The 23,790-nt window shown below is 54.3% G+C and carries 24 protein-coding genes and 1 other annotated feature; of the genes, 14 read left to right on the plus strand and 10 right to left on the minus strand.

Annotated elements, in window-relative coordinates; genetic code table 11:
- The 6 genes from ACZAHD_RS13675 to ACZAHD_RS13700 all read right to left on the minus strand — a co-directional run.
- The coding region (locus ACZAHD_RS13675; RefSeq protein ID WP_154718249.1) for a hypothetical protein at positions 1–119 on the minus strand (119 nt) is incomplete at its 3' end.
- Positions 120–202: 83 nt separating this feature from the next.
- On the minus strand, positions 203–1,849 hold the full coding sequence (gene yidC, locus ACZAHD_RS13680; protein ID WP_462457264.1) for a membrane protein insertase YidC: 1,647 nt from the start codon (positions 1,847–1,849) through the stop codon (positions 203–205).
- Positions 1,850–1,851: 2 nt separating this feature from the next.
- On the minus strand, positions 1,852–2,109 hold the full coding sequence (gene yidD / locus ACZAHD_RS13685; RefSeq protein WP_132729115.1) for a membrane protein insertion efficiency factor YidD: 258 nt from the start codon (positions 2,107–2,109) through the stop codon (positions 1,852–1,854).
- Entirely contained in the window at positions 2,073–2,432 is a 360-nt protein-coding gene (gene rnpA, locus ACZAHD_RS13690; RefSeq protein WP_049264554.1) for a ribonuclease P protein component, read from the minus strand. The genes yidD and rnpA overlap by 37 nt, the downstream gene beginning before the upstream one ends.
- Before the next feature lie 15 nt (positions 2,433–2,447).
- Entirely contained in the window at positions 2,448–2,588 is a 141-nt protein-coding gene (gene rpmH / locus ACZAHD_RS13695) for a 50S ribosomal protein L34 (protein WP_004871828.1), read from the minus strand.
- A gap of 218 nt (positions 2,589–2,806) precedes the next feature.
- The gene (locus ACZAHD_RS13700; RefSeq protein WP_462457277.1) at positions 2,807–2,887 is read right to left on the minus strand and encodes a hypothetical protein; all 81 of its coding nucleotides are present in this window, start codon (positions 2,885–2,887) and stop codon (positions 2,807–2,809) included.
- Positions 2,888–3,209: 322 nt separating this feature from the next.
- Between ACZAHD_RS13700 and dnaA the strand changes: the two genes are divergently transcribed.
- From dnaA to ACZAHD_RS13730, 6 genes are all read left to right on the plus strand, one after another.
- Complete coding sequence (dnaA, locus tag ACZAHD_RS13705) at positions 3,210–4,616, plus strand: chromosomal replication initiator protein DnaA (protein ID WP_462457265.1); 1,407 nt, start codon at positions 3,210–3,212, stop codon at positions 4,614–4,616.
- A gap of 4 nt (positions 4,617–4,620) precedes the next feature.
- The gene (dnaN, locus tag ACZAHD_RS13710) at positions 4,621–5,721 is read left to right on the plus strand and encodes a DNA polymerase III subunit beta (protein ID WP_462457266.1); all 1,101 of its coding nucleotides are present in this window, start codon (positions 4,621–4,623) and stop codon (positions 5,719–5,721) included.
- A gap of 144 nt (positions 5,722–5,865) precedes the next feature.
- Positions 5,866–6,939, plus strand: coding sequence for a DNA replication/repair protein RecF (gene recF / locus ACZAHD_RS13715; RefSeq protein WP_131050149.1), 1,074 nt, complete (start codon positions 5,866–5,868; stop codon positions 6,937–6,939).
- A gap of 28 nt (positions 6,940–6,967) precedes the next feature.
- Complete coding sequence (gene gyrB / locus ACZAHD_RS13720; RefSeq protein WP_462457267.1) at positions 6,968–9,382, plus strand: DNA topoisomerase (ATP-hydrolyzing) subunit B; 2,415 nt, start codon at positions 6,968–6,970, stop codon at positions 9,380–9,382.
- A 214-nt stretch (positions 9,383–9,596) separates the two neighbouring features.
- Positions 9,597–10,409, plus strand: a complete 813-nt coding sequence (gene yidA / locus ACZAHD_RS13725) for a sugar-phosphatase (RefSeq protein WP_462457268.1) — start codon at positions 9,597–9,599, stop codon at positions 10,407–10,409.
- 331 nt (positions 10,410–10,740) lie between these two features.
- Complete coding sequence (locus ACZAHD_RS13730) at positions 10,741–11,967, plus strand: DUF3748 domain-containing protein (RefSeq protein WP_462457269.1); 1,227 nt, start codon at positions 10,741–10,743, stop codon at positions 11,965–11,967.
- Position 11,968: 1 nt separating this feature from the next.
- Here ACZAHD_RS13730 and ACZAHD_RS13735 read toward each other — a convergent pair whose 3' ends face one another.
- Positions 11,969–12,301: a YceK/YidQ family lipoprotein gene (locus tag ACZAHD_RS13735; RefSeq protein ID WP_462457278.1), complete on the minus strand. Its 333-nt coding sequence runs from the start codon at positions 12,299–12,301 to the stop codon at positions 11,969–11,971.
- 241 nt (positions 12,302–12,542) lie between these two features.
- Positions 12,543–12,616: a sequence feature (ROSE (Repression Of Heat Shock gene Expression) occurs in the 5'-region of heat shock genes and acts as an RNA thermometer to modulate expression.), on the plus strand.
- Here ACZAHD_RS13735 and ibpA point away from each other — a divergent pair.
- The 3 genes from ibpA (at position 12,610) to ACZAHD_RS13750 (ending at position 15,416) form a co-directional block, all read left to right on the plus strand.
- Positions 12,610–13,023, plus strand: coding sequence for a small heat shock chaperone IbpA (gene ibpA / locus ACZAHD_RS13740; RefSeq protein WP_004869150.1), 414 nt, complete (start codon positions 12,610–12,612; stop codon positions 13,021–13,023). (Overlaps the previous feature by 7 nt.)
- A gap of 113 nt (positions 13,024–13,136) precedes the next feature.
- On the plus strand, positions 13,137–13,565 hold the full coding sequence (gene ibpB / locus ACZAHD_RS13745) for a small heat shock chaperone IbpB (protein WP_015585468.1): 429 nt from the start codon (positions 13,137–13,139) through the stop codon (positions 13,563–13,565).
- 189 nt (positions 13,566–13,754) lie between these two features.
- The gene (locus ACZAHD_RS13750; RefSeq protein WP_004869146.1) at positions 13,755–15,416 is read left to right on the plus strand and encodes a putative transporter; all 1,662 of its coding nucleotides are present in this window, start codon (positions 13,755–13,757) and stop codon (positions 15,414–15,416) included.
- Here ACZAHD_RS13750 and ACZAHD_RS13755 read toward each other — a convergent pair.
- Complete coding sequence (locus ACZAHD_RS13755) at positions 15,384–16,130, minus strand: GntR family transcriptional regulator (protein WP_004869145.1); 747 nt, start codon at positions 16,128–16,130, stop codon at positions 15,384–15,386. The two genes, ACZAHD_RS13750 and ACZAHD_RS13755, sit on opposite strands and share 33 nt — an antisense overlap.
- 298 nt (positions 16,131–16,428) lie before the next feature.
- On the opposite strand from ACZAHD_RS13755, the gene ACZAHD_RS13760 reads away from it, so the two are divergent.
- From ACZAHD_RS13760 to ACZAHD_RS13775, 4 genes are all read left to right on the plus strand, one after another.
- Entirely contained in the window at positions 16,429–18,051 is a 1,623-nt protein-coding gene (locus ACZAHD_RS13760; RefSeq protein ID WP_462457270.1) for an alpha-glucoside-specific PTS transporter subunit IIBC, read from the plus strand.
- Complete coding sequence (locus ACZAHD_RS13765; RefSeq protein ID WP_462457271.1) at positions 18,048–19,370, plus strand: 6-phospho-alpha-glucosidase; 1,323 nt, start codon at positions 18,048–18,050, stop codon at positions 19,368–19,370. The genes ACZAHD_RS13760 and ACZAHD_RS13765 overlap by 4 nt, the downstream gene beginning before the upstream one ends.
- 108 nt (positions 19,371–19,478) lie before the next feature.
- Positions 19,479–19,826, plus strand: coding sequence for a YidH family protein (locus ACZAHD_RS13770; protein WP_462457272.1), 348 nt, complete (start codon positions 19,479–19,481; stop codon positions 19,824–19,826).
- Positions 19,816–20,178 carry a DUF202 domain-containing protein gene (locus tag ACZAHD_RS13775; RefSeq protein ID WP_462457273.1) on the plus strand — a complete coding sequence of 121 codons (363 nt, stop codon included), beginning with the start codon at positions 19,816–19,818 and terminating at the stop codon, positions 20,176–20,178. Before ACZAHD_RS13770 ends, ACZAHD_RS13775 begins: the two co-directional genes overlap by 11 nt.
- Before the next feature lie 45 nt (positions 20,179–20,223).
- Here the strand turns inward: ACZAHD_RS13775 and dsdA are convergent, their stop codons facing one another.
- Entirely contained in the window at positions 20,224–21,552 is a 1,329-nt protein-coding gene (dsdA, locus tag ACZAHD_RS13780; protein WP_462457274.1) for a D-serine ammonia-lyase, read from the minus strand.
- Positions 21,553–21,569: 17 nt separating this feature from the next.
- Positions 21,570–22,907 carry a D-serine transporter DsdX gene (dsdX, locus tag ACZAHD_RS13785; protein WP_462457275.1) on the minus strand — a complete coding sequence of 446 codons (1,338 nt, stop codon included), beginning with the start codon at positions 22,905–22,907 and terminating at the stop codon, positions 21,570–21,572.
- Between the two features lie 220 nt (positions 22,908–23,127).
- On the opposite strand from dsdX, the gene dsdC reads away from it, so the two are divergent.
- Positions 23,128–23,790, plus strand: a 663-nt coding sequence (dsdC, locus tag ACZAHD_RS13790) for a DNA-binding transcriptional regulator DsdC (RefSeq protein ID WP_462457276.1), incomplete at its 3' end; no start/stop codon positions are given.

Below are 23,790 nucleotides of genomic sequence, written 5' to 3' on the forward strand. Positions count from 1 at the left end.
AGTTTGCCGAGAACCGCTTGCGCGACGTCGCGTGCTTTGAGACCGGAGATGCGCAGGATGCCCACACCACCGCGTCCCGGTGGGGTTGCCTGGGCGACGATAGTGTCGTTATGGCTCATGATGACTCTCTATGTAAATGTAAAAAAGGCGGTCTATTGACCGCCTTCTCTGGCATTGATTCTACTGCGGTTTAAGCAGAGTATCAGCTCTTTTTCTTCTCGCGGCTATGCAGACCACGCTTCTCGAGACCACGGTAAATCAGCTGCTGCTGAATAATGGTCACCAGGTTGCTGACGATGTAATAAACCACCAGACCTGACGGGAACCACAGGAAGAACACCGTAAAGATGACCGGCATAAAGGTCATGATCTTCTGCTGCATCGGGTCGGTCACGGTCGTTGGCGACATCTTCTGAATGAAGAACATCGTCGCGCCCATGATGATTGGCAGAATGTAGTACGGGTCTTGCGCTGACAGGTCATGGATCCACAGGATAAACGGCGCATGACGCAGTTCAACCGAGGCGCTCAGCATGTAGTACAGCGCAAGGAAGATTGGCATTTGAATAATCAGCGGGAAGCAGCCACCCAGCGGGTTGACCTTTTCTGCTTTATACAGGGCCATCATCTCCTGGCTTTGACGCTGTTTGTCATCGCCCAGACGCTCACGCATGGCCTGAATTTTCGGCTGCAGCATGCGCATCTTCGCCATCGAGGTGTACTGCGCTTTGGTCAGCGGGTACATGATGCCACGAACGATGAAGGTGATGACGATAATTGAGAAGCCCCAGTTACCGAGGAAGCTGTGGATGAATTTCAGCAGCTTAAACAGCGGTTGGGAGATGAACCACAGCCAGCCGTAGTCGACGGTCAGATCCAGGTGTGGCGCGACGGCCGCCATTTTGTCCTGAATAGCCGGGCCGACCCACAGCACGCTTTCCAGCTTGTCGGTTTGACCCGGTTGTACCAGTACCGGCTGCGATTTGTAGCCGATGGCGACAACGCCGTTGCCGAGGTTGGCGGTGTAGAAGCTGTTGGTGCCGTTGTTATGCGGAACCCATGCGGTGGTGAAATACTGCTGCAGCATCGCCACCCAACCGTCTTTGGTGCTGACGTTCAGGTTTTCGTTCTCGGCGATGGTATCGAATTTGTATTTTTCGTATTTCGACTCAGACGTTGAATACGCGGCGCCACGGAAAGTGTGCATCGTAGACAGGCCACCGGTTTGGGTATCGCGGCTGGTTGGCAGGTTGGCCGTCTGTTTCAACTGACCGAAGGTAGAAATCTCCAGCGGTTTTTCGCCAACGTTCTGCACGTTATAACCCACGTTCACCGCATAATCACCACGTTTCAGCGTGAAGGTTTTGGTGAAGATGTTGCCTGCTTTATCGGTATACGTCAGCGGAATGACGATTTCGTTCTGGCCTTCCGCCAGCACAAACGCATCTTTATCGACGTTATACAGCGGGCGGGCTCCATTAGCCGGGTTATCCGGGCCATCACGACCGGTTAAGCCGCTTTGAGCCTGATAAATAAACTGTGGCGTGGTTTCCAGTAACTGGAACGGTTCAGCCGACTTCAGTGCTTTCGGATAGGCCGGAAGCAGCGCTTGCTCCACATCACCACCGCGGGTGTTGATGGTCAGCTCAAGCACATCGGTTTTTACCGTAATCAGTTTCCCCTGGCCACTGGCCGGTACGCCCTGGTCGGCGGCGCTACCCGCTGCTGTGGTCGTTGTCTGCGTGGTCTGTTGCTGAGCCTGAGGATTGTTATCCTGCTCCCAGGCTTGCCAGATCATGAAAGACACGAACAACAAAGCGATGATAAGAAGATTGCGTTGCGAATCCATCGTTAGTGTTCTCTGGTATCAAATGGTCCAGGCGGGACGGGATCGTCACCACCAGGGTGTAAAGGGTGGCATTTTAATACGCGTTTCACTGTCAACCAACTGCCTTTTATCATTCCAAACCTGCGCAATGCCTCAATTCCATAGCTTGAACAGGTTGGCGTGAAACGACAATGCGGCCCGAGTAGCGGACTAATCAGGCGCTGATAGACCCGAATAAGGCCTATCAGGACCCGGGAGCCAGGCGACAATGGCGGCGCCATAATTTTTCCAACGCTTCCGAGAGAGCACGGTTATCGAGGTCAGCAACCCCTTTCTTTGCCACCACCACGAAATCCATTGGCGGGAGTTCATGTTGACGCAAACGAAAACTTTCACGCGTCAGACGTTTAATCCGATTGCGTTCATGTGCGCGTTTGACGTTTTTCTTGGCGACGGTAAGACCGATGCGGGGATGCCCCAGCGAATTCAGGCGGCCGAGGATGGTGATTTGCGGCGTGCCAGCCCGTTGTGGCTGCTGGAAGACGAAAGTGAAATGACTGGGAGTTAACAAACGTAACTCCCTGGGAAATGCGAGCTTAACCACGCAGGGTTAGCTTTATTACTTGGAAACGGTCAGACGAGCACGGCTTTTAGCACGACGACGTGCCAGAACCTGACGACCATTTTTAGTAGCCATACGTGCACGGAAGCCGTGAGAACGGTTGCGCTTCAGTACAGACGGTTGAAAAGTGCGTTTCATGGCGGTTTCTACCTAAACTTGAATAATTTCACTGACTTTTGCGTAGACCCGAACGAACTTCGAACGACTTACGCTACAGCGATGGTGATTAAAGAGGCCGGATTGTAATAATTGTACACTCCGGAGTCAATTCTCTTTCCTTATTTCTCGCATCTTGTCGCACAAAAAATGACCTGCGACAGACAACGGAAAACGGGCATTACGCGCCGGGTGGGGGATTATACGGCCTGACGGGTAAAGCGCAAGGATCGCAAAGGATCTTTGTTAGATCGTTTAGGCCCTAAACCAGCAGATCTCATTAAATTTTCCAATATGTGGGCGAAATCGTGCCTCACTCCTCTCCGGATCGATTACACTTACCCGGCTTCGATCCTTCCTGTGGATAAATCGGGAAGAATCTGTTGAGAAACACAAGATCTCTTTCTCAGTTTAGGCTATGATCCCCGGTCCCGATCGCGATCCACCGATCCGCATCGGATAAATACCGCAGATAGCGGTTCGCACGTCACCCCTTTTGTGCAGGGGCTTTTCGGCCAATGCAGGGTCTTGTCGACGTGTGCCAACAATCACGATTGTTTCTTTTTTTCTTTATATCGATTTTATGTTCGAGTGGAGTCCGCCGTGTCACTTTCGCTTTGGCAGCAGTGTCTTGCCCGATTGCAGGATGAGTTACCAGCCACAGAATTCAGTATGTGGATACGCCCGTTGCAGGCGGAATTGAGCGATAACACGTTGGCACTGTATGCGCCAAACCGTTTTGTGCTCGATTGGGTAAGGGATAAATATCTCAATAATATCAATGGACTCCTCAATGATTTTTGCGGTGCTGATGCCCCACAGCTGCGCTTTGAAGTCGGGACCCGTCCGGCAGTGCAGGCGCAACGTGGCGCGATAAATACGCATGTTGCGGCCGCCACACCGGCTGCGCAGGTTCAGACAGCGCGCGCCGCGCCAACGATCGTTCGTCCCGGCTGGGATAACGTCCCGGCACCGGCGGAGCCTACCTACCGCTCTAACGTTAACGTTAAGCACACCTTCGACAACTTTGTTGAGGGTAAATCTAACCAGCTGGCTCGTGCGGCGGCGCGTCAGGTTGCCGATAACCCGGGCGGCGCATATAACCCTTTATTCCTGTATGGTGGTACCGGTCTGGGTAAAACCCACCTGTTGCACGCAGTCGGTAACGGCATTGTTGCGCGCAAACCCAACGCCAAAGTGGTCTATATGCACTCGGAGCGTTTTGTTCAGGATATGGTTAAAGCCTTACAGAATAATGCCATTGAAGAGTTTAAACGCTACTACCGCTCAGTCGACGCTCTGCTGATCGATGATATTCAGTTCTTTGCCAATAAAGAGCGCTCTCAGGAAGAGTTTTTCCACACCTTTAATGCTCTGCTGGAAGGTAATCAGCAGATCATTCTCACTTCGGATCGCTATCCGAAAGAGATCAATGGTGTTGAGGATCGTCTGAAGTCCCGCTTTGGTTGGGGGCTGACGGTGGCGATCGAACCGCCTGAGCTGGAAACCCGCGTGGCGATCCTGATGAAAAAAGCCGACGAAAACGACATTCGTCTGCCGGGAGAGGTGGCGTTCTTTATCGCCAAGCGTCTACGCTCTAACGTACGTGAGCTGGAAGGGGCGCTAAACCGCGTTATCGCCAATGCCAACTTTACCGGCCGGGCGATCACCATCGATTTCGTGCGCGAAGCGCTGCGCGATCTGTTGGCGCTGCAGGAAAAACTGGTCACCATCGACAATATTCAGAAGACGGTGGCGGAATATTACAAGATTAAGGTAGCGGACCTGTTGTCGAAACGCCGCTCCCGTTCAGTGGCGCGTCCACGCCAGATGGCGATGGCGCTGGCGAAAGAGCTGACCAACCACAGTTTGCCGGAAATCGGCGATGCGTTTGGCGGTCGTGACCATACCACTGTGCTACACGCCTGTCGTAAGATTGAGCAGTTGCGTGAAGAAAGCCACGATATTAAAGAAGACTTTTCCAATTTAATCAGAACATTATCCTCGTGACGCTATGAAATTTACCGTAGAACGTGAACATTTATTAAAACCGCTGCAACAGGTGAGCGGTCCCTTAGGGGGTCGTCCGACGCTGCCCATTCTCGGTAACCTGCTGCTTCAGGTCTCGGATGGCGCGCTGTCGCTGACCGGTACGGACCTCGAAATGGAAATGGTGGCGCGCGTTGCGCTGATTCAACCGCATGAGGTGGGTGCAACGACCGTTCCGGCGCGAAAATTCTTTGATATCTGCCGCGGCCTGCCCGAAGGCGCGGAGATTGCCGTTCAGCTGGAAGGCGATCGGATGCTGGTGCGCTCCGGGCGCAGCCGCTTTTCGCTGTCGACTCTGCCCGCTGCCGATTTCCCGAATCTTGATGACTGGCAGAGTGAAGTCGAATTTACCCTGCCGCAGGCGACCATGAAGCGCCTGATTGAAGCCACGCAGTTTTCGATGGCCCATCAGGATGTGCGTTATTACTTAAACGGTATGCTGTTTGAAACCGAAGGTGACGAACTGCGTACCGTTGCCACCGACGGACACCGTCTGGCGGTCTGTTCAATGCCGCTGGGTGAATCGTTGCCGAATCATTCGGTGATCGTGCCGCGTAAAGGGGTGATTGAGCTGATGCGCATGCTTGATGGCGGCGATACGCCACTGCGCGTGCAGATTGGCAGCAACAATATTCGCGCCCACGTCGGTGATTTTATCTTCACATCGAAGCTGGTTGACGGTCGTTTCCCTGATTATCGCCGGGTATTGCCGAAGAATCCCGATAAACATCTGGACGCCGGCTGCGATATTCTTAAGCAGGCTTTTGCCCGCGCGGCGATCCTGTCGAACGAAAAATTCCGCGGCGTGCGTCTCTATGTCAGCGAAAATCAGCTGAAAATCACCGCCAATAACCCGGAACAGGAAGAAGCAGAAGAGATTCTCGACGTTTCTTACTCCGGCAGCGAGATGGAAATCGGCTTTAATGTCAGCTATGTGCTGGATGTGCTTAATGCGCTGAAGTGCGAAAATGTGCGTATTTTGCTGACCGATTCGGTGTCGAGCGTGCAGATTGAGGATGCGGCGTCACAAAGCGCAGCCTATGTCGTGATGCCGATGAGGCTGTAGAGAATATCGGGCTATCTTACTTGCCATTTTCAACCTGGGCTGTGCTCGCCCCTGTCACGTACTTCGTGTACGCTCCAGGGTCTGCGCGCAGTCCGCGTTGAAACTGGCTGCGCCGATTACGCCCTGGCCTGAAGAAATCCGGATATGTCACTAACGCGCCTTCTGATCAAAGACTTCCGCAACATTGAAGATGCGGATCTCGCCTTATCTCCCGGCTTTAATTTCCTGGTTGGCGCCAACGGCAGCGGCAAAACCAGCGTGCTCGAGGCCATCTATACGCTCGGCCACGGTCGGGCGTTTCGCAGCCTGCAAATTGGCCGGGTGATTCGCCACGAGCAGGAGTCGTTTGTGCTGCACGGGCGTCTGCAGGGCGAAGAGCGTGAAACCTCCATCGGCCTGACCAAAGATAAGCAGGGTGACAGCAAGGTCCGTATTGACGGTACCGATGGCCACAAAGTGGCGGAGCTGGCGCACCTGATGCCGATGCAGCTGATTACGCCGGAGGGGTTTACATTACTCAACGGCGGCCCCAAATACCGAAGAGCGTTCCTCGACTGGGGATGCTTTCACAATGAAGCCGGATTCTTTACCGCCTGGAGCAATCTGAAGCGTTTGTTGAAGCAGCGTAATGCCGCGCTGCGCCAGGTCAGCCGCTATGCTCAGATACGTCCCTGGGATCTGGAACTGATTCCGCTGGCGGAACAAATCAGCCGCTGGCGTGCCGAATATAGCGCCGCTATCGTCGAAGACATGGCGGATACCTGTAAACAGTTTTTACCTGAATTCTCTCTGACCTTCTCCTTCCAGCGCGGCTGGGAGAAAGAAACGGATTATTCCGAAGTGCTGGAGAGAAACTTCGAGCGTGACCGCATGCTGACCTATACCGCCCACGGCCCGCACAAAGCGGATTTCCGCATTCGTGCCGATGGTGCGCCGGTCGAAGATACTTTGTCACGTGGGCAGCTTAAACTCCTGATGTGCGCGCTACGACTGGCGCAAGGGGAGTTTTTAACCCGCGAAAGCGGGAGACGCTGTCTGTATCTGATAGATGATTTTGCCTCGGAACTTGATGACGCGCGGCGCGGGCTGCTTGCCAGCCGCTTAAAAGCCACACAGTCGCAGGTTTTCGTCAGCGCAATCAGCGCTGAGCACGTAATGGACATGTCGGACAAAAATTCGAAGATGTTCACCGTGGAAAAGGGTAAAATAACGGATTAACCTAAGTTTAAATGAGCGAGAAACGTTGATGTCGAATTCTTATGACTCCTCCAGTATCAAAGTCCTGAAAGGGCTGGATGCGGTGCGTAAGCGCCCGGGTATGTATATCGGCGACACGGATGACGGCACCGGTCTGCACCACATGGTATTCGAGGTTGTGGATAACGCTATCGACGAAGCGCTCGCAGGTTACTGTAAAGACATCGTTGTCACTATCCATAGCGATAACTCTGTCTCCGTACAGGACGATGGCCGCGGTATTCCGACCGGTATTCACCCGGAAGAGGGTGTGTCGGCAGCGGAAGTCATCATGACCGTGTTGCACGCAGGCGGTAAATTTGATGATAACTCCTATAAAGTCTCCGGTGGTCTGCACGGTGTGGGCGTCTCCGTCGTTAACGCCCTGTCACAGAAACTGGAGCTGGTGATTCAGCGCGACAACAAGATTCACCGCCAGGTTTACGCCCATGGCGTACCGCAGGCGCCGCTGGCCGTAACCGGCGATACCGAAAAAACCGGTACCATGGTGCGTTTCTGGCCGAGCTATGAAACCTTCACTAACGTCATCGAATTCGAATATGAAATCCTGGCAAAACGCCTGCGTGAGCTGTCATTCCTGAACTCAGGGGTGTCTATCCGCCTACGCGACAAGCGTGACGGCAAAGAAGACCATTTCCACTATGAAGGCGGCATCAAGGCGTTCGTTGAGTATCTCAACAAGAACAAAACGCCGATCCACCCGAATATCTTCTATTTCTCCACCGAAAAAGACGGTATTGGCGTGGAAGTCGCACTGCAGTGGAACGATGGTTTCCAGGAGAACATCTACTGCTTTACCAACAACATTCCACAGCGCGACGGCGGTACCCACCTGGCGGGCTTTCGTGCGGCAATGACCCGTACCCTGAATGCCTACATGGATAAAGAAGGCTACAGCAAAAAAGCGAAGGTCAGCGCCACCGGTGACGATGCGCGTGAAGGCCTGATTGCCGTGGTTTCCGTGAAGGTGCCGGATCCGAAGTTCTCCTCACAGACCAAAGACAAACTGGTCTCCTCCGAGGTGAAAACGGCGGTAGAGCAGCAGATGAACGAACTGCTGAATGAATATCTGCTGGAAAACCCGTCTGACGCCAAAATTGTGGTCGGCAAAATTATTGATGCAGCCCGCGCGCGTGAAGCCGCGCGTCGTGCACGTGAAATGACCCGCCGTAAAGGCGCGCTGGACCTGGCTGGCCTGCCGGGCAAACTGGCAGACTGCCAGGAACGCGACCCGGCGCTCTCCGAACTGTACCTCGTGGAAGGGGACTCCGCGGGCGGTTCTGCGAAACAGGGCCGTAACCGTAAGAACCAGGCAATCCTGCCGTTGAAGGGGAAAATCCTTAACGTTGAGAAAGCCCGCTTCGACAAAATGCTCTCTTCTCAGGAAGTGGCGACGCTGATTACCGCGCTTGGTTGCGGCATCGGGCGCGACGAGTACAACCCGGATAAACTGCGTTATCACAGCATCATCATCATGACCGATGCTGATGTCGATGGCTCGCACATTCGTACCCTGCTGTTGACCTTCTTCTACCGTCAGATGCCAGAAATTGTTGAACGTGGCCATGTCTACATTGCACAGCCGCCGCTCTACAAAGTGAAGAAAGGCAAGCAAGAACAGTACATTAAAGACGATGAAGCGATGGATCAATACCAGATCTCTATCGCCCTTGATGGCGCAACTCTGCACACCAACGCCAGTGCTCCGGCCCTGGCGGGTGAAGCGTTAGAGAAACTGGTTGCTGAGTTCAATGCGACGCAGAAAATGATTGTTCGCATGGAACGTCGCTTCCCGAAAGCGCTGCTGAAAGAGCTGATTTACCAGCCGACGTTGAACGAAGCCGATCTGTCTGATGAGCAGGCCGTAACCCGCTGGGTGAATGCGCTGGTGACCGATCTCAATGAGAAAGAGCAGCACGGCAGCCTGTGGAAATTTGATGTTCACGAAAATACCGAGCTGCATCTGTTCGAACCGGTTATCCGCGTGCGTACCCACGGCGTGGACACTGACTATCCGCTGGATCACGAGTTTGTCACCGGCGGCGAGTATCGTCGTATTTGCACGCTGGGTGAGAAATTGCGTGGGCTTATCGAAGACGACGCGTTTATCGAACGTGGCGAACGCCGTCAGCCGGTGGCCAGTTTCGAGCAGGCGCTGGACTGGTTGGTGAAAGAATCCCGTCGTGGTCTGTCTATCCAGCGCTATAAAGGGTTGGGCGAGATGAACCCGGATCAGTTGTGGGAAACCACCATGGATCCGGATAGCCGTCGTATGCTGCGCGTGACCGTGAAAGATGCGATTGCTGCCGATCAGTTGTTCACCACCCTGATGGGCGATGCCGTAGAACCGCGCCGCGCCTTTATCGAAGAAAACGCCCTGAAAGCGGCGAACATCGATATCTAATCTCCTCTGCTGATCCCCGGTGACGCGATGTTGGCCGGGGATGCGGAATAGATTGCCCGGATAGGGGGGCCTGGCACCACTCTCCGGGAGTTCCTCAAGCGTAAAAGAGGAATTCCTCGTTTCGATCCTGTCCTCGTTTTCCCCTTCTTCTGTTGCTGTTTTTTGAGCGGAATCGCGTTAGCATGGCCAAGGACTCATCTTATCAGGGGATCTCATGGCTATTAAACTGATTGCAATTGATATGGACGGTACGCTGCTGCTGCCGGACCATACGATCTCTCCTGCGGTTAAAACCGCGATTGCCGCGGCGCGTGCGCGTGGCGTCAACGTCGTGCTCACCACCGGCCGGCCGTATGCCGGTGTGCACAGCTATCTGAAAGAGCTGCACATGGAGCAGTCGGGAGATTACTGCATCACCTACAACGGCGCCTTAGTCCAGAAAGCAAGCGACGGCAGCACCGTGGCGCAAACCGCGCTGAGCTATGATGACTACCGCTATCTCGAACAACTTTCCCGCGACGTCGGTTCTCACTTCCATGCTCTCGATCGCCACACGCTGTATACCGCTAACCGCGATGTGAGCTACTACACGGTGCATGAATCCTACGTGGCGACGATTCCGCTGGTCTTCTGTGAAGCAGAAAATATGGACCCGAATATCCAGCTACTGAAGGTGATGATGATCGATGAGCCGGCAATCCTTGACCAGGCTATCGCCCGTATTCCGGCGGAAGTCAAAGAGAAGTATACCGTGCTGAAAAGTGCGCCGTACTTCCTTGAGATCCTCGATAAACGCGTTAATAAAGGGACTGGCGTGAAGTCCCTGGCCGATGCGCTGAATATCAAGCAGGAAGAGATCATGGCGATTGGCGATCAGGAAAACGACATTGCGATGATTGAGTTTGCCGGCGTTGGTGTGGCGATGGATAACGCGATTCCGACCGTGAAGGAAGCCGCCAGTTTCATCACCAAATCGAACCTTGAAGATGGTGTGGCCTGGGCGATTGAGAAGTACGTTTTATCCTGACCCGATCTTCAGGCCCGGCGTTCTCGGGCCTGAATCTTCCTTGATGATGCAAAACAATAAACCACTTAGGCCATGTTTTACCTCGTCGCATACCGGTGCGTACATAAGTCTCCCCCTTCATTGTTGTAAATCGATAAGCTTCCTTCTTATTTTGATGAATCCGTATCGGCCTCGAAAAGTCACGCTGGATGCCCGCTATACTCAAATCCGACGCCATTTCACATTGCCGGGCGCGCACTCCGGTATCCTGGAGGAGGACGATGTTAAACGTGTAGGCTAATTCTCTCCGATGCTATACCCTGATGTGAACGTTGTGCATCAGGGTATCTCTATGAAACAAGTCACCTTTGCTCCCCGCCATCATCAGCTAACCAATACGCGAACCTGGACTGCGGATAGCCAGTGGCTGGCTTTTGACGTTCGTCCGTCGGGTGCCTCCTTTAGCGGGAAGACGATTGAGCGGGTCAATGTGCAAACCGGGGTCGTCGAAATCCTCTATACAGCGGAACACGGGGCTCACGTGGGGGTGGTGACCGTTCATCCTGCGATGGATAAATACGTCTTTATACACGGTCCGGAACACCCGGATGAAAACTGGCAGTATGATTTCCACCATCGTCGCGGTGTCGTGACGTATCAAGGCGTGTCGCACACCCTTGATGCGATGGATATCACCGCACCGTATACGCCGGGCGCGCTGCGCGGTGGCAGCCATGTCCATGTCTATAGCCCAAACGGGCAGTTTGTCAGCTTTACCTATAACGATCATGTCCTGCACCAACGCTCGGCCTCCCTTGATTTGCGAAACGTTGGCGTCGCAGCTCCTTATGGCCCGGTCACGCCGCAGGGGCAGCATCCGCGTGAATATGGCGGCAGTCACTGGAGCGTTCTGGTCAGCCGGACAACGCCGACGCTGGTGCCGGGCAGCGATGAGATAAACCGCGCATATGAAGAAGGCTGGGTGGGGAACCATGCGCTGGCATTTATCGGTGATACGCTGTCGCTCAATGGCGCCAGAATCCCTGAGCTGTTTATTGTGACGCTACCGGAGAGTGAGCAGGGCTGGAAGCAACAGGGCGATGCGCCGCTGGCCGGTACGGAGACCACGATGCCAGCACCGCCAGCCGGCGTGATGCAGCGACGTTTAACGTTTACTCACCATCGACGCTATCCGGGGCTGGTCAATACGCCGCGGCACTGGGTGCGGGCCAACCCGCAGGCAACGCAGATTGCCTTCCTGATGCGCGACGAGGCGGGAGTGGTGCAGCTATGGCTGATTTCTTCTCAGGGGCGCGATCTGCGGCAGCTAACCCACAATGTTAATGACATTCAATCGGCATTTAACTGGCACCCGTCAGGGGAGTGGCTGGGATTTGTGCTGGATAACCGCATAGCTATCTGTCATGCCCGGAGCGGTGAAATTACATTTTTGACTGCCGATCATGAAAACCCACCTTCAGCGGATGCTGTGGTGTTTTCTCCGGACGGCAACCACCTTGCCTGGATGCAAGATGTGAATGGCTATCGCCAGTTGTGGATAACCGACGTCGGGTTGTAAATTAAGGCGCTGGCATCGCCGCCGGTGGAATCACGGCGTTGGTTGCCAGCGAGTTTTTCTCACTTTTCTCGACGCGCGATTTTATCGAGCTGTCGGTACGGAACATATCCCACGGCAGCAACAGCGTGTCCATCACCGCCGTGAAGGGCATATCGAGTGCGACCAGGGATTTTGTTCCCCAGTTGGCATCACTGTTACTCAGCATTTGCGCGCTGGCGCGAGTTCCCGGATAGGTTCCTTCCTTTCCGCCGGTATGTGACATCACGCTGGAGCAACCGCTCAAACCAACCATCCCGCTGAACAGGACCAGCTTTAACAGACCGCTTTTCATCATTTTTCCATCGTCGTTGCGGGCATTGAGATAACCTTCATATCGGTTATATCGAGCCATTCCATGAATACCTAGCGTTATTGCACCGCACTGTGGCAGGCATCGCATTTTGCCTTTTGTGCTTTCTACCCAGTCTAAGCAATCAGCAGGAAACTGCAAAAAAAAATGGTTTTCGCGCTTGAAAACGGCGAAATGAGCCACATTTTAAAAATGTGACCCGATGAGGATACGCCTGCGGGGTATTCCGGGTAATAACGACCTGTCCATGATGGAAGGTCATAAATTCTCGCTGATTTCAGGAGCTTTTTATTATGCGTAATTTCGATCTTTCTCCGCTGTATCGTTCTGCTATTGGTTTTGACCGCCTTTTTAATCTGTTAGAAAACAATCAGAGCCAGAGTAATGGTGGCTACCCTCCGTATAACGTCGAGCTGGTAGATGAAAATCATTACCGCATCGCTATTGCCGTGGCCGGTTTTGCCGAGAGCGAACTGGAGATCACCGCGCAGGATAATTTGCTGGTCGTCAAAGGCGCCCATGCAACTGAGCAGAAAGAACGTACCTATCTCTATCAGGGCATTGCGGAACGTAACTTTGAGCGCAAATTCCAGTTGGCGGAAAATATCCATATCCGCGGTGCAAACCTGGTCAACGGCCTGCTGTATATCGATCTGGAACGCGTGATTCCGGAAGCAGACAAACCGCGCCGTATCGAAATTAACTAATTTTATCCGGGTCGCCGTGCGGCCCATTTGCAAACTTGCTCGCCGTCAGGGGGCAAATGCGAATCCACAGGATTTGCAGAGATTAACTCGCTTCATAGAAGGAGAAATACATTATGCGTAACTACGATTTATCTCCACTGCTGCGTCAATGGATCGGTTTTGACAAACTGGCCAATGCACTGCAAACCACCAGCGAAAGCCAGAGCTTCCCGCCGTATAACATTGAAAAAAGCGACGATAACCACTATCGCATTACCCTTGCGCTGGCCGGTTTCCGTCAGGAAGATCTGGATATTCAGCTGGAAGGGACGCGCCTGAGCGTGAAAGGTACGCCGCAGCAGGCTGACAAAGAGACGAAATGGCTGCACCAGGGGTTAGTCAGTCAGGCCTTTAGCCTGAGCTTTACCCTGGCTGAAAATATGGAAGTCTCCGGCGCTACCTTCAATAACGGGTTGCTGCACATTGATTTAACCCGTAACGAGCCGGAAGTGGTTATCCCGCAGCGTATCGCGATTAGCGAGCGTCCGGCGCTCGACAGCTAAGTCGACACGACAGATAACGCCCCGATCCTCGGGGCTTTTTTTTGGCCGTTATAAAGGGCCGACCGCCGTTTCTCGCCGATCTACGCCGTTCAGATAACCCGCCGATTATTGTGCGCCAGGCTGCATACAGGCCCGGAGGCTTAAGCCATAATCCATGATATTGATAATGTTATTCACAGGGAACAGACGATGAGTGATATAGCATTGACCGTCAGCGTTCTGGCGCTGGTGGCGGTAGTCGGATTGTGGATCGGTAATGTCAAAATTCGCGGCGTCGGGTTTGGCATTGGCGGCGTACTGTTTGGCGGCATTATCGTTGGCCACTTTGTGGACCAGGCGGGTATCGCTCTTAGCAGCCCGATGCTGCACTTCATTCAGGAATTTGGCCTGATTCTCTTCGTGTATACCATCGGCATCCAGGTGGGGCCGGGTTTCTTCGCCTCTCTGCGCGTCTCCGGGCTACGGCTCAATCTCTTTGCCATCCTGATTGTCATCCTTGGGGGGCTGGTGACCGCAGTGCTGCATAAGCTCTTTGATATCCCGCTGCCGGTGGTGCTCGGTATTTTCTCTGGTGCAGTCACTAATACGCCAGCGCTGGGGGCCGGGCAGCAAATTCTGCGCGATCTGGGCGTACCGTTTGACGTTGTTGATCAGATGGGGATGAGCTATGCCATGGCCTATCCGTTTGGTATTTGCGGCATTTTGCTGACTATGTGGCTGGTGCGTCTGTTCTTTCGCGTTAACGTCGAAAAAGAGGCTCAGCAGTTTGATGAGAGCAGCGGAAACGGACACGCGGTTCTGCAAACGATTAACGTCCGGGTTGAAAACCCGAACCTGAACAACATGGCGATTCAGGACGTGCCGATGCTCAACAGCGATAAGCTGATTTGCTCCCGTCTTAAACGTGACGAGCTGCTGATGGTGCCGGCTCCGGGGACCTTAATTCAAACCGGCGACCTCCTGCACCTGGTCGGGCGCCCGGAGGATTTGCATAACGCGCAGCTGGTTATCGGCAAGGAAGTTTCCACCTCGCTTTCAACCCGCGGCACGGATTTGAAAGTTGAGCGGGTGGTGGTCACCAATGAGAAGGTATTAGGTAAGCGGATCCGCGACCTGCATTTTAAACAACGCTATGACGTGGTGATTTCGCGGCTTAATCGCGCCGGGGTTGAGCTGGTAGCCAGCAGCCATGCCAGCCTGCAGTTCGGTGATATTCTTAACCTGGTTGGCCGCCCGGAAGCCATTGATGCGGTGGCCGCTGAGCTGGGTAACGCACAGCAAAAATTGCAGCAGGTTCAGATGCTGCCGGTGTTTATCGGCATTGGCCTCGGGGTTTTACTGGGGTCTGTTCCGCTGTTTGTTCCCGGCTTCCCGGTGGCGTTGAAGCTGGGGCTTGCCGGTGGACCCCTGATTATGGCGCTGATCCTCGGGCGAATCGGCAGTATCGGGAAGCTCTACTGGTTTATGCCGCCGAGCGCCAACCTCGCGCTCCGTGAGCTGGGGATTGTGCTCTTTCTGGCGGTCGTCGGGCTGAAGTCCGGCGGTGATTTTGTCGTCACGCTGACCGCAGGCGACGGGCTGAGCTGGATAGCCTACGGCATTTTTATTACCGCAATTCCGCTGCTAACGGTGGGCATTCTGGCCCGGCTGCTGATGAAGATGAACTACCTGACCCTGTGCGGCATGCTGGCCGGATCGATGACCGATCCACCGGCGCTGGCGTTCGCCAACAACCTGCATGCCACCAGCGGAGCCGCGGCGCTCTCGTATGCCACGGTCTATCCGCTGGTGATGTTTTTGCGCATCATTACGCCGCAGCTACTGGCCGTGTTGTTCTGGGGGATGAGTTAACGGCGTCTCCAGGTGGACGCGCCGCAGATGGTAGTCCACCTGGTATTCACTGGCGTTGCGGAACATCACCGAATAGTTCAGAAACTCACCGCTGTCGCTGTAGGAAAGCGAGGTAATCCGCAGCAGCGGCGTCTGTTCCGGGACATTCATTGACCGGGCCAGCTGCTTGTCCGCCAGCACCGGCGTCAGGCTTTCATAGTTGCCGCTAATGGTTATCCCGCACTCTTTCTCAATGTAATCGAATTTTGACCCTTCCAGATGCACCAGCGACAGGTTACGGAACAGTTTGACCGGCATATAGCTGTCTTCCAGCATCAGGGGTTTGCCGTCCACGTAACGTACCCGGCGCGAGAAGTAGATCCGTTCATTGATTTGTATTCGTAGCTGGCTGGCAATTGCCGGCGGCGCCGGCATGACTTCGAATATCAGCACCTCGCTTACCACCTCTTTACCCTGCTTGCGTAACACTTCCGCCAGACCGGTGAGGTTAGTGGTCTCGTGATGCACATCTTTGCGGGCGACAAAGGTACCGGATCCGTGGCGGCGAACGACCAGTCCCCAGCTAATCAGCAGTTCGATAGCTTTGCGGATTGTCATCCGCGCCACGCCGAACTCTTCCGCCAGTTTTTTCTCTCCCGGCAGCGGGCTGCCGATATTGAAATCGGAGGAATTTAACCGAAGGCGCAATCTGTCTGCGATGGATTTATAGATCACCAGTAGACCTCTGTTCCACTTTTCAAAAGGGAAGTTTAACAATGTGTATTGTTAATAATGTCTTTAAATACATAAAGATATGATTTGTTCATTCTGCTGTTTTAATCAGCGCAATTCATGATGTCTATTTTTAACTCAAAAAGTAGACAACATTGTGGAAATTAAAACCATGAATGCGATCACGAATCGCAACGCCATAGCATGTTGTCGGGCGGGTAAATTCCTATTCTCGCTTTAGGCCGATACTCAAGACAAATAAGGCCTCTTACCCTACTTGTTGTTAAATGAGGATTTTAAAATGCTCAGTCAAATACAACGTTTTGGCGGTGCCATGTTTACCCCGGTTTTACTGTTTCCTTTCGCCGGGATCGTGGTGGGTATTGCCATTATGCTGCGTAACCCGATGTTTGTCGGCGAAGCGCTCACAGCACCCGATAGCTTATTTGCTCAGATTGTTCACATTATTGAAGAAGGCGGCTGGACGGTCTTTCGTAACATGCCGCTGATTTTCGCCGTCGGCTTACCGATTGGCCTCGCGAAGCAGGCGCAGGGACGAGCTTGCCTTGCCGTACTGGTGAGTTTCCTGACGTGGAACTACTTCATCAACGCTATGGGGATGACCTGGGGCCATTTTTTCGGTGTCGATTTTTCTGCCGAACCCACGGCCGGCAGTGGCCTGACGATGATTGCCGGCATTAAAACGCTGGATACCAGTATCATCGGGGCGATCGTGATTTCCGGGCTCGTCACCGCGCTGCATAATCGCTATTTTGATAAACCGCTACCGGTTTTCCTCGGTATTTTCCAGGGATCTTCATTTGTCGTTATCGTTGCTTTCCTGGCGATGATCCCCTGTGCCTGGTTAACGCTGCTGGGGTGGCCAAAGGTGCAGATGGGCATTGAATCGCTGCAGGCATTTTTACGCTCTGCCGGGGCGCTGGGGGTCTGGGTCTATATTTTCCTTGAGCGCATTCTGATTCCCACTGGTCTGCATCACTTTGTCTACGGACCGTTTATTTTTGGCCCGGCAGTGGTGGAAGGCGGTATCCAGGTCTACTGGGCACAGCATCTCCAGGAGTTTAGCCAGAGTACAGAACCGCTGAAAGCCCTGTTCCCGGAAGGCGGTTTTGCCCTGCACGGCAACTCCAAGGTTTTTGGTTCCGTCGGGATTGCGCTGGCGCTCTATTTCACCGCCGCGCCGGAAAATCGCGTCAAAGTGGCCGGGTTGCTGATTCCGGCGACGCTGACCGCGATGCTGGTGGGGATTACCGAACCCCTGGAATTCACCTTCCTGTTTATCTCGCCGCTGCTGTTTGCCGTGCACGCAGTACTGGCGGCCACAATGGCGACGGTGATGTATATGTGCGGGGTCGTCGGTAATTTTGGCGGCGGTCTGCTTGACCAGTTCCTGCCGCAAAACTGGATCCCCATGTTCCACAACCATGCCTCGATGATGTTCATCCAGATAGGTATCGGGGTGTGCTTTACCGCTATCTACTTCGTTATCTTCCGCGCCCTGATCCTGCGCCTGAATCTGAAAACTCCGGGCCGTGAAGAGAGTGAAATCAAACTCTACAGCAAGGCGGATTACCAGGCCGCGCGTGGCAAGACAAGTGCGGCGGGAGCCGCGATGTCCAAATCCGGCCAGGCCGCTGGCTTTCTGCAGGCGCTGGGTGGCGCGAACAATATCGAATGCGTCAACAACTGCGCCACACGACTTCGCATCACGCTGGTTGATATGGCGAAAACACAAAGCGACGACGTCTTTAAAGCGCTGGGCGCTCACGGGGTGGTGCGTCGCGGCAACGGGATTCAGGTCATCGTCGGCCTGCATGTTCCCCAGGTTCGCGACCAGTTGGAATCCCTGATGAAAAATTCTCTACAGACCGAACAAACCACCATGACGGAGGCAGTATCATGAAAAAATTCTCAGTTGTTATCGCAGGCGGCGGTAGTACATTCACTCCAGGTATCGTATTGATGTTGTTAGCAAACCAGGACCGTTTCCCGCTGCGGGCACTGAAATTTTATGACAACGACGGCGCGCGTCAGGAGACCATCGCCGAAGCGTGTAAAGTGATTCTTAAAGAGCAGGTGCCGGAAATTGAGTTCAGCTATACCACCGACCCGCAGGCGGCCTTTACCGACGTGGATTTTGTTATGGCGCATATCCGCGTTGGCAAATATCCGATGCGCGAAAAAGATGAAAAAATTCCGCTGCGCCACGGCGTACTGGGCCAGGAAACCTGCGGGCCTGGCGGTATTGCCTACGGCATGCGTTCTATCGGTGGTGTGCTGGAACTGGTGGACTATATGGAAAAGTATTCGCCGAATGCCTGGATGCTGAACTACTCCAACCCGGCGGCAATCGTCGCGGAAGCGACGCGCCGCCTGCGTCCGAATGCGAAAATCCTCAATATCTGCGATATGCCTATCGGCATTGAAGGGCGGATGGCGCAAATTGTTGGCCTCAAAGATCGTAAACAGATGCGGGTGCGTTACTACGGGCTGAACCACTTCGGCTGGTGGACGTCGATTGAAGATCTGCAGGGTAACGATCTGATGCCGAAACTGCGCGAACATGTGGCGAAATATGGTTATGTGCCACCTTCTAACGATCCGCATACCGAGGCCAGCTGGAACGATACCTTCGCCAAAGCAAAAGATGTGCAGGCGCTGGATCCGGATACCATGCCGAATACCTACCTGAAGTATTACCTGTTCCCGGATTATGTCGTCGAGCACTCCAACCCGGCGCGTACCCGCGCTAACGAGGTCATGGATCACCGCGAAAAAAATGTCTTCAGCGCCTGTCGGGCAATTATTGCCGCGGGTAACTCTTCTGCTGGGGATCTGGAGATCGATGAGCACGCCTCGTACATTGTGGATCTGGCGACCGCCATTGCTTTCAACACCCAGGAGCGCATGCTGCTGATCGTGCCGAACAATGGCGCTATCCATAATTTTGATGCTGATGCGATGGTGGAAATTCCATGCCTGGTGGGTCACAACGGGCCGGAGCCGCTGACGGTCGGTGATATTCCGAACTTCCAGAAAGGGATGATGAGCCAGCAGGTGGCGGTGGAGAAACTGGTGGTGGATGCCTGGGAACATCGCTCTTATCACAAGCTGTGGCAGGCGATTACGTTGTCGAAAACCGTGCCGAGCGCATCCGTGGCGAAAGCGATTCTCGACGACCTGATTGAGGCCAACCAGGACTATTGGCCGGAACTGCATTAATCCCTCCCTCAACCGGCATCCATCGGGTGCCGGTTCTTTCGCGGCTCCCCTGTTCGTCACAAATTACGCTATGCTGAAGCCTGCTCGCGCTACGAACAAGGAACCCTGATGAAAATTTCTCGCGTCGGCGAAGCGCCGGATTATCGCTTCTCGCTGGCCAATGAACGTACTTTTCTGGCGTGGATCCGCACGGCATTAGGTTTTCTTGCTGCCGGGGTCGGCTTGGATCAGCTGGCGCCGGATTTTGCCACGCCGCTGATTCGCGAAGTGCTGGCGCTGTTGCTGTGTCTGTTTGCCGGCGGCCTGGCGATTTATGGCTACCTGCGCTGGCTGAGTAACGAAAAAGCGATGCGCCTGAAGCAGGATCTGCCCTACACCAGAACGCTGCTGGTGATTAGTCTTTTGCTGGTGATTGTGGTGGTGGTGGTGATGGGCTTGGTTCTGTATGGCGGATAAGCGCCGGGCACGGCGGGAGAGCGATCCTGGGCTGCAGCCGGAACGGACATCGCTGGCCTGGTTTCGCACGTTGCTGGGCTACGCGGCGCTGATGGCGTTGGCGATAAAACATAACTGGCATAGCGCAGGGACGCTGTTCTGGCTATCGATTGGCGTACTGGCGATAGTGGCAATCATCCTCTGGGGCTATACGCGGCGCCGTAATCTGATGGATGTGGACGAGAATGATTTTGTTCAGCCGCAGGCGATACGTGACAAGTTTTTCATTGCTGTCGCCGTCCTTTCGCTGTCGCTCATGTTTGCGGCCACGCACCTGCGGCAGATCGCGTTATTTTTGCAGAATGTGATATAGCGGAAAGGGCCCAACGGCTTATCATCCGCCATTGAGCCCGTGGTATTAACGCCCTTTCGCCAGGTACTGCACCATCTCTTCTTCCGGTACCATGCCGCCGCCGGTCGCCCAGACCAGATGCGTGGCGTTGCCCATCTGGCGGGGCGTGAAGCCGTGCATCTGCTGATATGTCTTGCTGGCGCAAACGCGCTGTGGTCCGGCCATACCGGCTAGCGCGGATGGCTCCAGGCGGATATTTTCAGCTTTCGCCAGCCAGCCTAGCATGTCGTACATCGTCTGGTCGCTGAGGGTATAGAAGCCATCCAGCAGGCGCTCCATGGCCCTGCCGACAAACCCGGAAGCCCGACCCACCGCCAGGCCGTCGGCGGCAGTGAGGTTATCAATACCCAGATCCTGGACCGAAATTTCATCATGCAGGCCGGTATGGACGCCGAGCAACATACAAGGAGAGTGCGTGGGTTCAGCGAAGAAACAGTGTACATGGTCGCCGAAGGCCAGCTTCAGACCAAACGCAACCCCGCCTGGGCCACCGCCGACGCCACACGGCAGATAGACAAACAGCGGATGATCGGCATCGACCACGCGCCCCTGGCGGGCAAACTGCGCTTTCAGGCGCTCGCCTGCGACAGCATAGCCGAGGAACAGCGTGCGTGAGTTCTCATCATCGATAAAGAAGCAGTTGGGGTCCGCTTCGGCGGCTTTGCGCCCCTGCTCGACCGCGACGCCGTAATCCTGTTCGTATTCAACCACCGTTACGCCGTGCCTGCGCAGCTTTGCTTTTTTCCATGCCCGGGCATCGGCAGACATATGTACGGTGACGTTAAAACCGATACATGCGCTCATGATGCCAATTGACATCCCCAGGTTGCCGGTGGAACCAACGGCGATGCTGTACTGGCTAAAGAACTGCTTAAATTCCGGGGTCAGGAGCTTGCGATAGTCATCTTCGGTAGAAAGCAACCCTGCTTCCAGCGCCAGTTTTTCGGCGCGGGTCAGCACCTCGTAAATACCGCCGCGGGCCTTGATGGATCCGGAAATCGGCAGATGACTGTCCTTTTTCAGCAGTAGCTCGCCACTGACCGGCTGGGCAAACGCCTGCTCCAGGCGTGCTTTCATTGCCGGGATAGCGACCAGTTCGGATTCAATAATCCCACCGGTGGCGGCGGTTTCCGGGAATGCCTGCGCCAGATACGGCGCAAAGCGCTCAAGCCGGGCACGGGCCTCCTGAACATCGTCAGCCGTCAGGCCAACGTACGGCAAACCTTCCGCAAGCGAAGTGGTTGCCGGGTTAAACCAGGTGGTTTCTTTCAGGTCAACCAGTTCCTTCAGTAGCGGAAACCGGGCAAGTAAAGTGGTCATGTCAGCGTTTTTCATATTACGTCTCTTTGCGCTCAGATGATGAAAGAAAGCAGGAACGTGCAGGCTAGTGCAAGTAAGGATGCGATAAATGTGGCTGTTGTATAGTATTTGAACGTCTCACTCAGGCTCGCACCGCAGTACTGTTTCACCAGCCAGAATAGGGAATCGGTAACGATCGTGCAGCCAATTGCGCCGGAACCAATGGCAATGGCGATGATTTCCGGACTAATGCCAGGGTAGTGCGGCAGCATCGGCGCCACGATGGCCGTGGCTCCCATCATGGCGACGGTGGCAGAACCCACCGCGGCGTGCAGAGTCAACGCCACCAGCCAGGCCAGCAGAATCGGGTGCATATGCATGCCGGAGAGAATAACTGCCAGTGAATCGGCCAGACCGCTGGTTTTCAGGATCGCGTTGAACGCGCCGCCTGCGCCAATAATCAGCAGGATATTAGCAATGGAGCCAAAGCCCTTTTCGGTATGGGTCAGCAGTGTGGCCATGCCCATATTCTGCCGGATGCCCAGGACGTAATAGGCCACGAAGACGGCGATAAACATGGCGGTAATCGGGTTACCGATAAACTCCAGCAGCATATACAGCGTGCCGGTTTTGGCCATATTCAGCTCAGCGACGGTTTTCACCAGCATCAGAGCGATCGGCAGCAAAATGGTCAATAGCGTGGCGGCGAGCGATGGCAGCGTCTCTTCTTGACGAACTTCCAGATTCGCGAACTCGGCTGGAACCGCTTTGAACGGTAGGCGGTTGCCCAGAAGCTTCAGGAACAGTGGGCCGCCAACCAGCGAGGCCATCAATCCGACCAGCAAACCGTAGACAATCACGGTACCGATATCGGCGCCGAGTTTATCGGCGACGAACAGTGCGGCCGGATGCGGCGGGACGACGCAGTGTACGGCCATTAACGCGGTACACAGCGGAATCGCCAGCTTCAGCAGGGAGGTATGGGTCTTTTTCGCGATGGAAAAGGCCAGCGGAATCAGCAGCACGACGCCGACTTCCACAAACAGCGTAATCCCGCAAATCAGGCCAACCAGCACCATGATCACATCGACCGACAGCCAGCGGCAGCGCTGAAGCGTCAGGCCGATACGTTCGGCGGCGCCCGAGATCTCCATCATTTTGCCAAGAATAGTACCGAGGCCAATCACCGCCGCCAGGAAACCGAGGGTTCCACCGATCCCATTTTCAATGGCGTTGACCATATCCAGCGGGCTCATCCCCATCATGGCACCAACGAAGAAACTGGCTAACAGCAGCGCCAGAAAAGGGTGAAATTTCAGTTTTACGATAGTCAAAACAATCAATACGATACCGATGAATAACGTGCTCACAACCCAAATCTGCGATTCCATACCCCACCTCGCCCGTGAATAAGAGGGGGTTATTGAACAGAAAAACGACATAGGCTGACAAACGATATAAATGGCGCTTCAGGTGAATTATATTGAATCAAAATGGTGATTACGGTCTATAAATGGATTTTATTTGCTCTATGGTTCACTTTTTTTCATCTTTAAATCCACATAGGGCGATCATTTTCTTACAATCAGCGGTAAAAAAGGGGATCGAACGATGGATGTCACTAAAGAGACAGGCAACCGGCTGCTGAACGGCTGGCAGTTGTCAAAGCTGCATACCTTTGAAGTCGCTGCGCGCCATGCATCTTTTGCGCTGGCGGCGGAAGAGCTGTCGCTGACCCCCAGTGCAGTGAGCCACCGGATAAATCAGCTGGAAGAAGAGCTGGGGATTCAGCTATTTATTCGCTCTCATCGGAAAGTGGAGTTAACCCATGAGGGGAAACGGGTGTTCTGGTCGCTGAAGTCATCGCTGGACAGCCTGAACCAGGAGATTCTGGATATCAAAAACCAGGAGCTGTCAGGTTCGCTGACCGTTTACTCACGCCCGTCGATCGCCCAGTGCTGGCTGGTACCGGCGCTCGGGGACTTTACCCGCCGTTATCCGTCGATATCGCTCACCGTCCTGACCGGCAACGATAATGTGAATATGCAGCGGGCGGGCATCGATCTGGCGCTCTATTTCGACGATCTGCCTTCATCGCAATTAACCCACCATTATCTGATGGATGAAGCGATTGTACCGGTTTGCACGGCGGACTATGCCCGGCAGCATCAGCTACAGCAACATCCCGATAATCTGCAACATTGTACCCTGCTGCACGATCGTCAGGCCTGGAGCAATGATTCTGGCACCGACGAATGGTTTAGCTGGGCGCAG

This window comes from Raoultella sp. (assembly GCF_039594335.1).
GTDB lineage: Bacteria > Pseudomonadota > Gammaproteobacteria > Enterobacterales > Enterobacteriaceae > Klebsiella.

Bases quoted from the DNA above. Each gene is read 5' to 3' on its own strand.
- yidC (WP_462457264.1), bottom strand. From the start codon at position 1,849: ATGGATTCGCAACGCAATCTTCTTATCATCGCTTTGTTGTTCGTGTCT.
- yidD (WP_132729115.1), bottom strand. From the start codon at position 2,109: ATGGCGCCGCCATTGTCGCCTGGCTCCCGGGTCCTGATAGGCCTTATT.
- rpmH (WP_004871828.1), bottom strand. From the start codon at position 2,588: ATGAAACGCACTTTTCAACCGTCTGTACTGAAGCGCAACCGTTCTCAC.
- ACZAHD_RS13700 (WP_462457277.1), bottom strand. From the start codon at position 2,887: ATGAGATCTGCTGGTTTAGGGCCTAAACGATCTAACAAAGATCCTTTG.
- dnaN (WP_462457266.1), top strand. From the start codon at position 4,621: ATGAAATTTACCGTAGAACGTGAACATTTATTAAAACCGCTGCAACAG.
- recF (WP_131050149.1), top strand. From the start codon at position 5,866: ATGTCACTAACGCGCCTTCTGATCAAAGACTTCCGCAACATTGAAGAT.
- gyrB (WP_462457267.1), top strand. From the start codon at position 6,968: ATGTCGAATTCTTATGACTCCTCCAGTATCAAAGTCCTGAAAGGGCTG.
- yidA (WP_462457268.1), top strand. From the start codon at position 9,597: ATGGCTATTAAACTGATTGCAATTGATATGGACGGTACGCTGCTGCTG.
- ACZAHD_RS13730 (WP_462457269.1), top strand. From the start codon at position 10,741: ATGAAACAAGTCACCTTTGCTCCCCGCCATCATCAGCTAACCAATACG.
- ACZAHD_RS13735 (WP_462457278.1), bottom strand. From the start codon at position 12,301: ATGATGAAAAGCGGTCTGTTAAAGCTGGTCCTGTTCAGCGGGATGGTT.
- ibpA (WP_004869150.1), top strand. From the start codon at position 12,610: ATGCGTAATTTCGATCTTTCTCCGCTGTATCGTTCTGCTATTGGTTTT.
- ibpB (WP_015585468.1), top strand. From the start codon at position 13,137: ATGCGTAACTACGATTTATCTCCACTGCTGCGTCAATGGATCGGTTTT.
- ACZAHD_RS13750 (WP_004869146.1), top strand. From the start codon at position 13,755: ATGAGTGATATAGCATTGACCGTCAGCGTTCTGGCGCTGGTGGCGGTA.
- ACZAHD_RS13760 (WP_462457270.1), top strand. From the start codon at position 16,429: ATGCTCAGTCAAATACAACGTTTTGGCGGTGCCATGTTTACCCCGGTT.
- ACZAHD_RS13765 (WP_462457271.1), top strand. From the start codon at position 18,048: ATGAAAAAATTCTCAGTTGTTATCGCAGGCGGCGGTAGTACATTCACT.
- ACZAHD_RS13770 (WP_462457272.1), top strand. From the start codon at position 19,479: ATGAAAATTTCTCGCGTCGGCGAAGCGCCGGATTATCGCTTCTCGCTG.
- ACZAHD_RS13775 (WP_462457273.1), top strand. From the start codon at position 19,816: ATGGCGGATAAGCGCCGGGCACGGCGGGAGAGCGATCCTGGGCTGCAG.
- dsdA (WP_462457274.1), bottom strand. From the start codon at position 21,552: ATGAAAAACGCTGACATGACCACTTTACTTGCCCGGTTTCCGCTACTG.
- dsdX (WP_462457275.1), bottom strand. From the start codon at position 22,907: ATGGAATCGCAGATTTGGGTTGTGAGCACGTTATTCATCGGTATCGTA.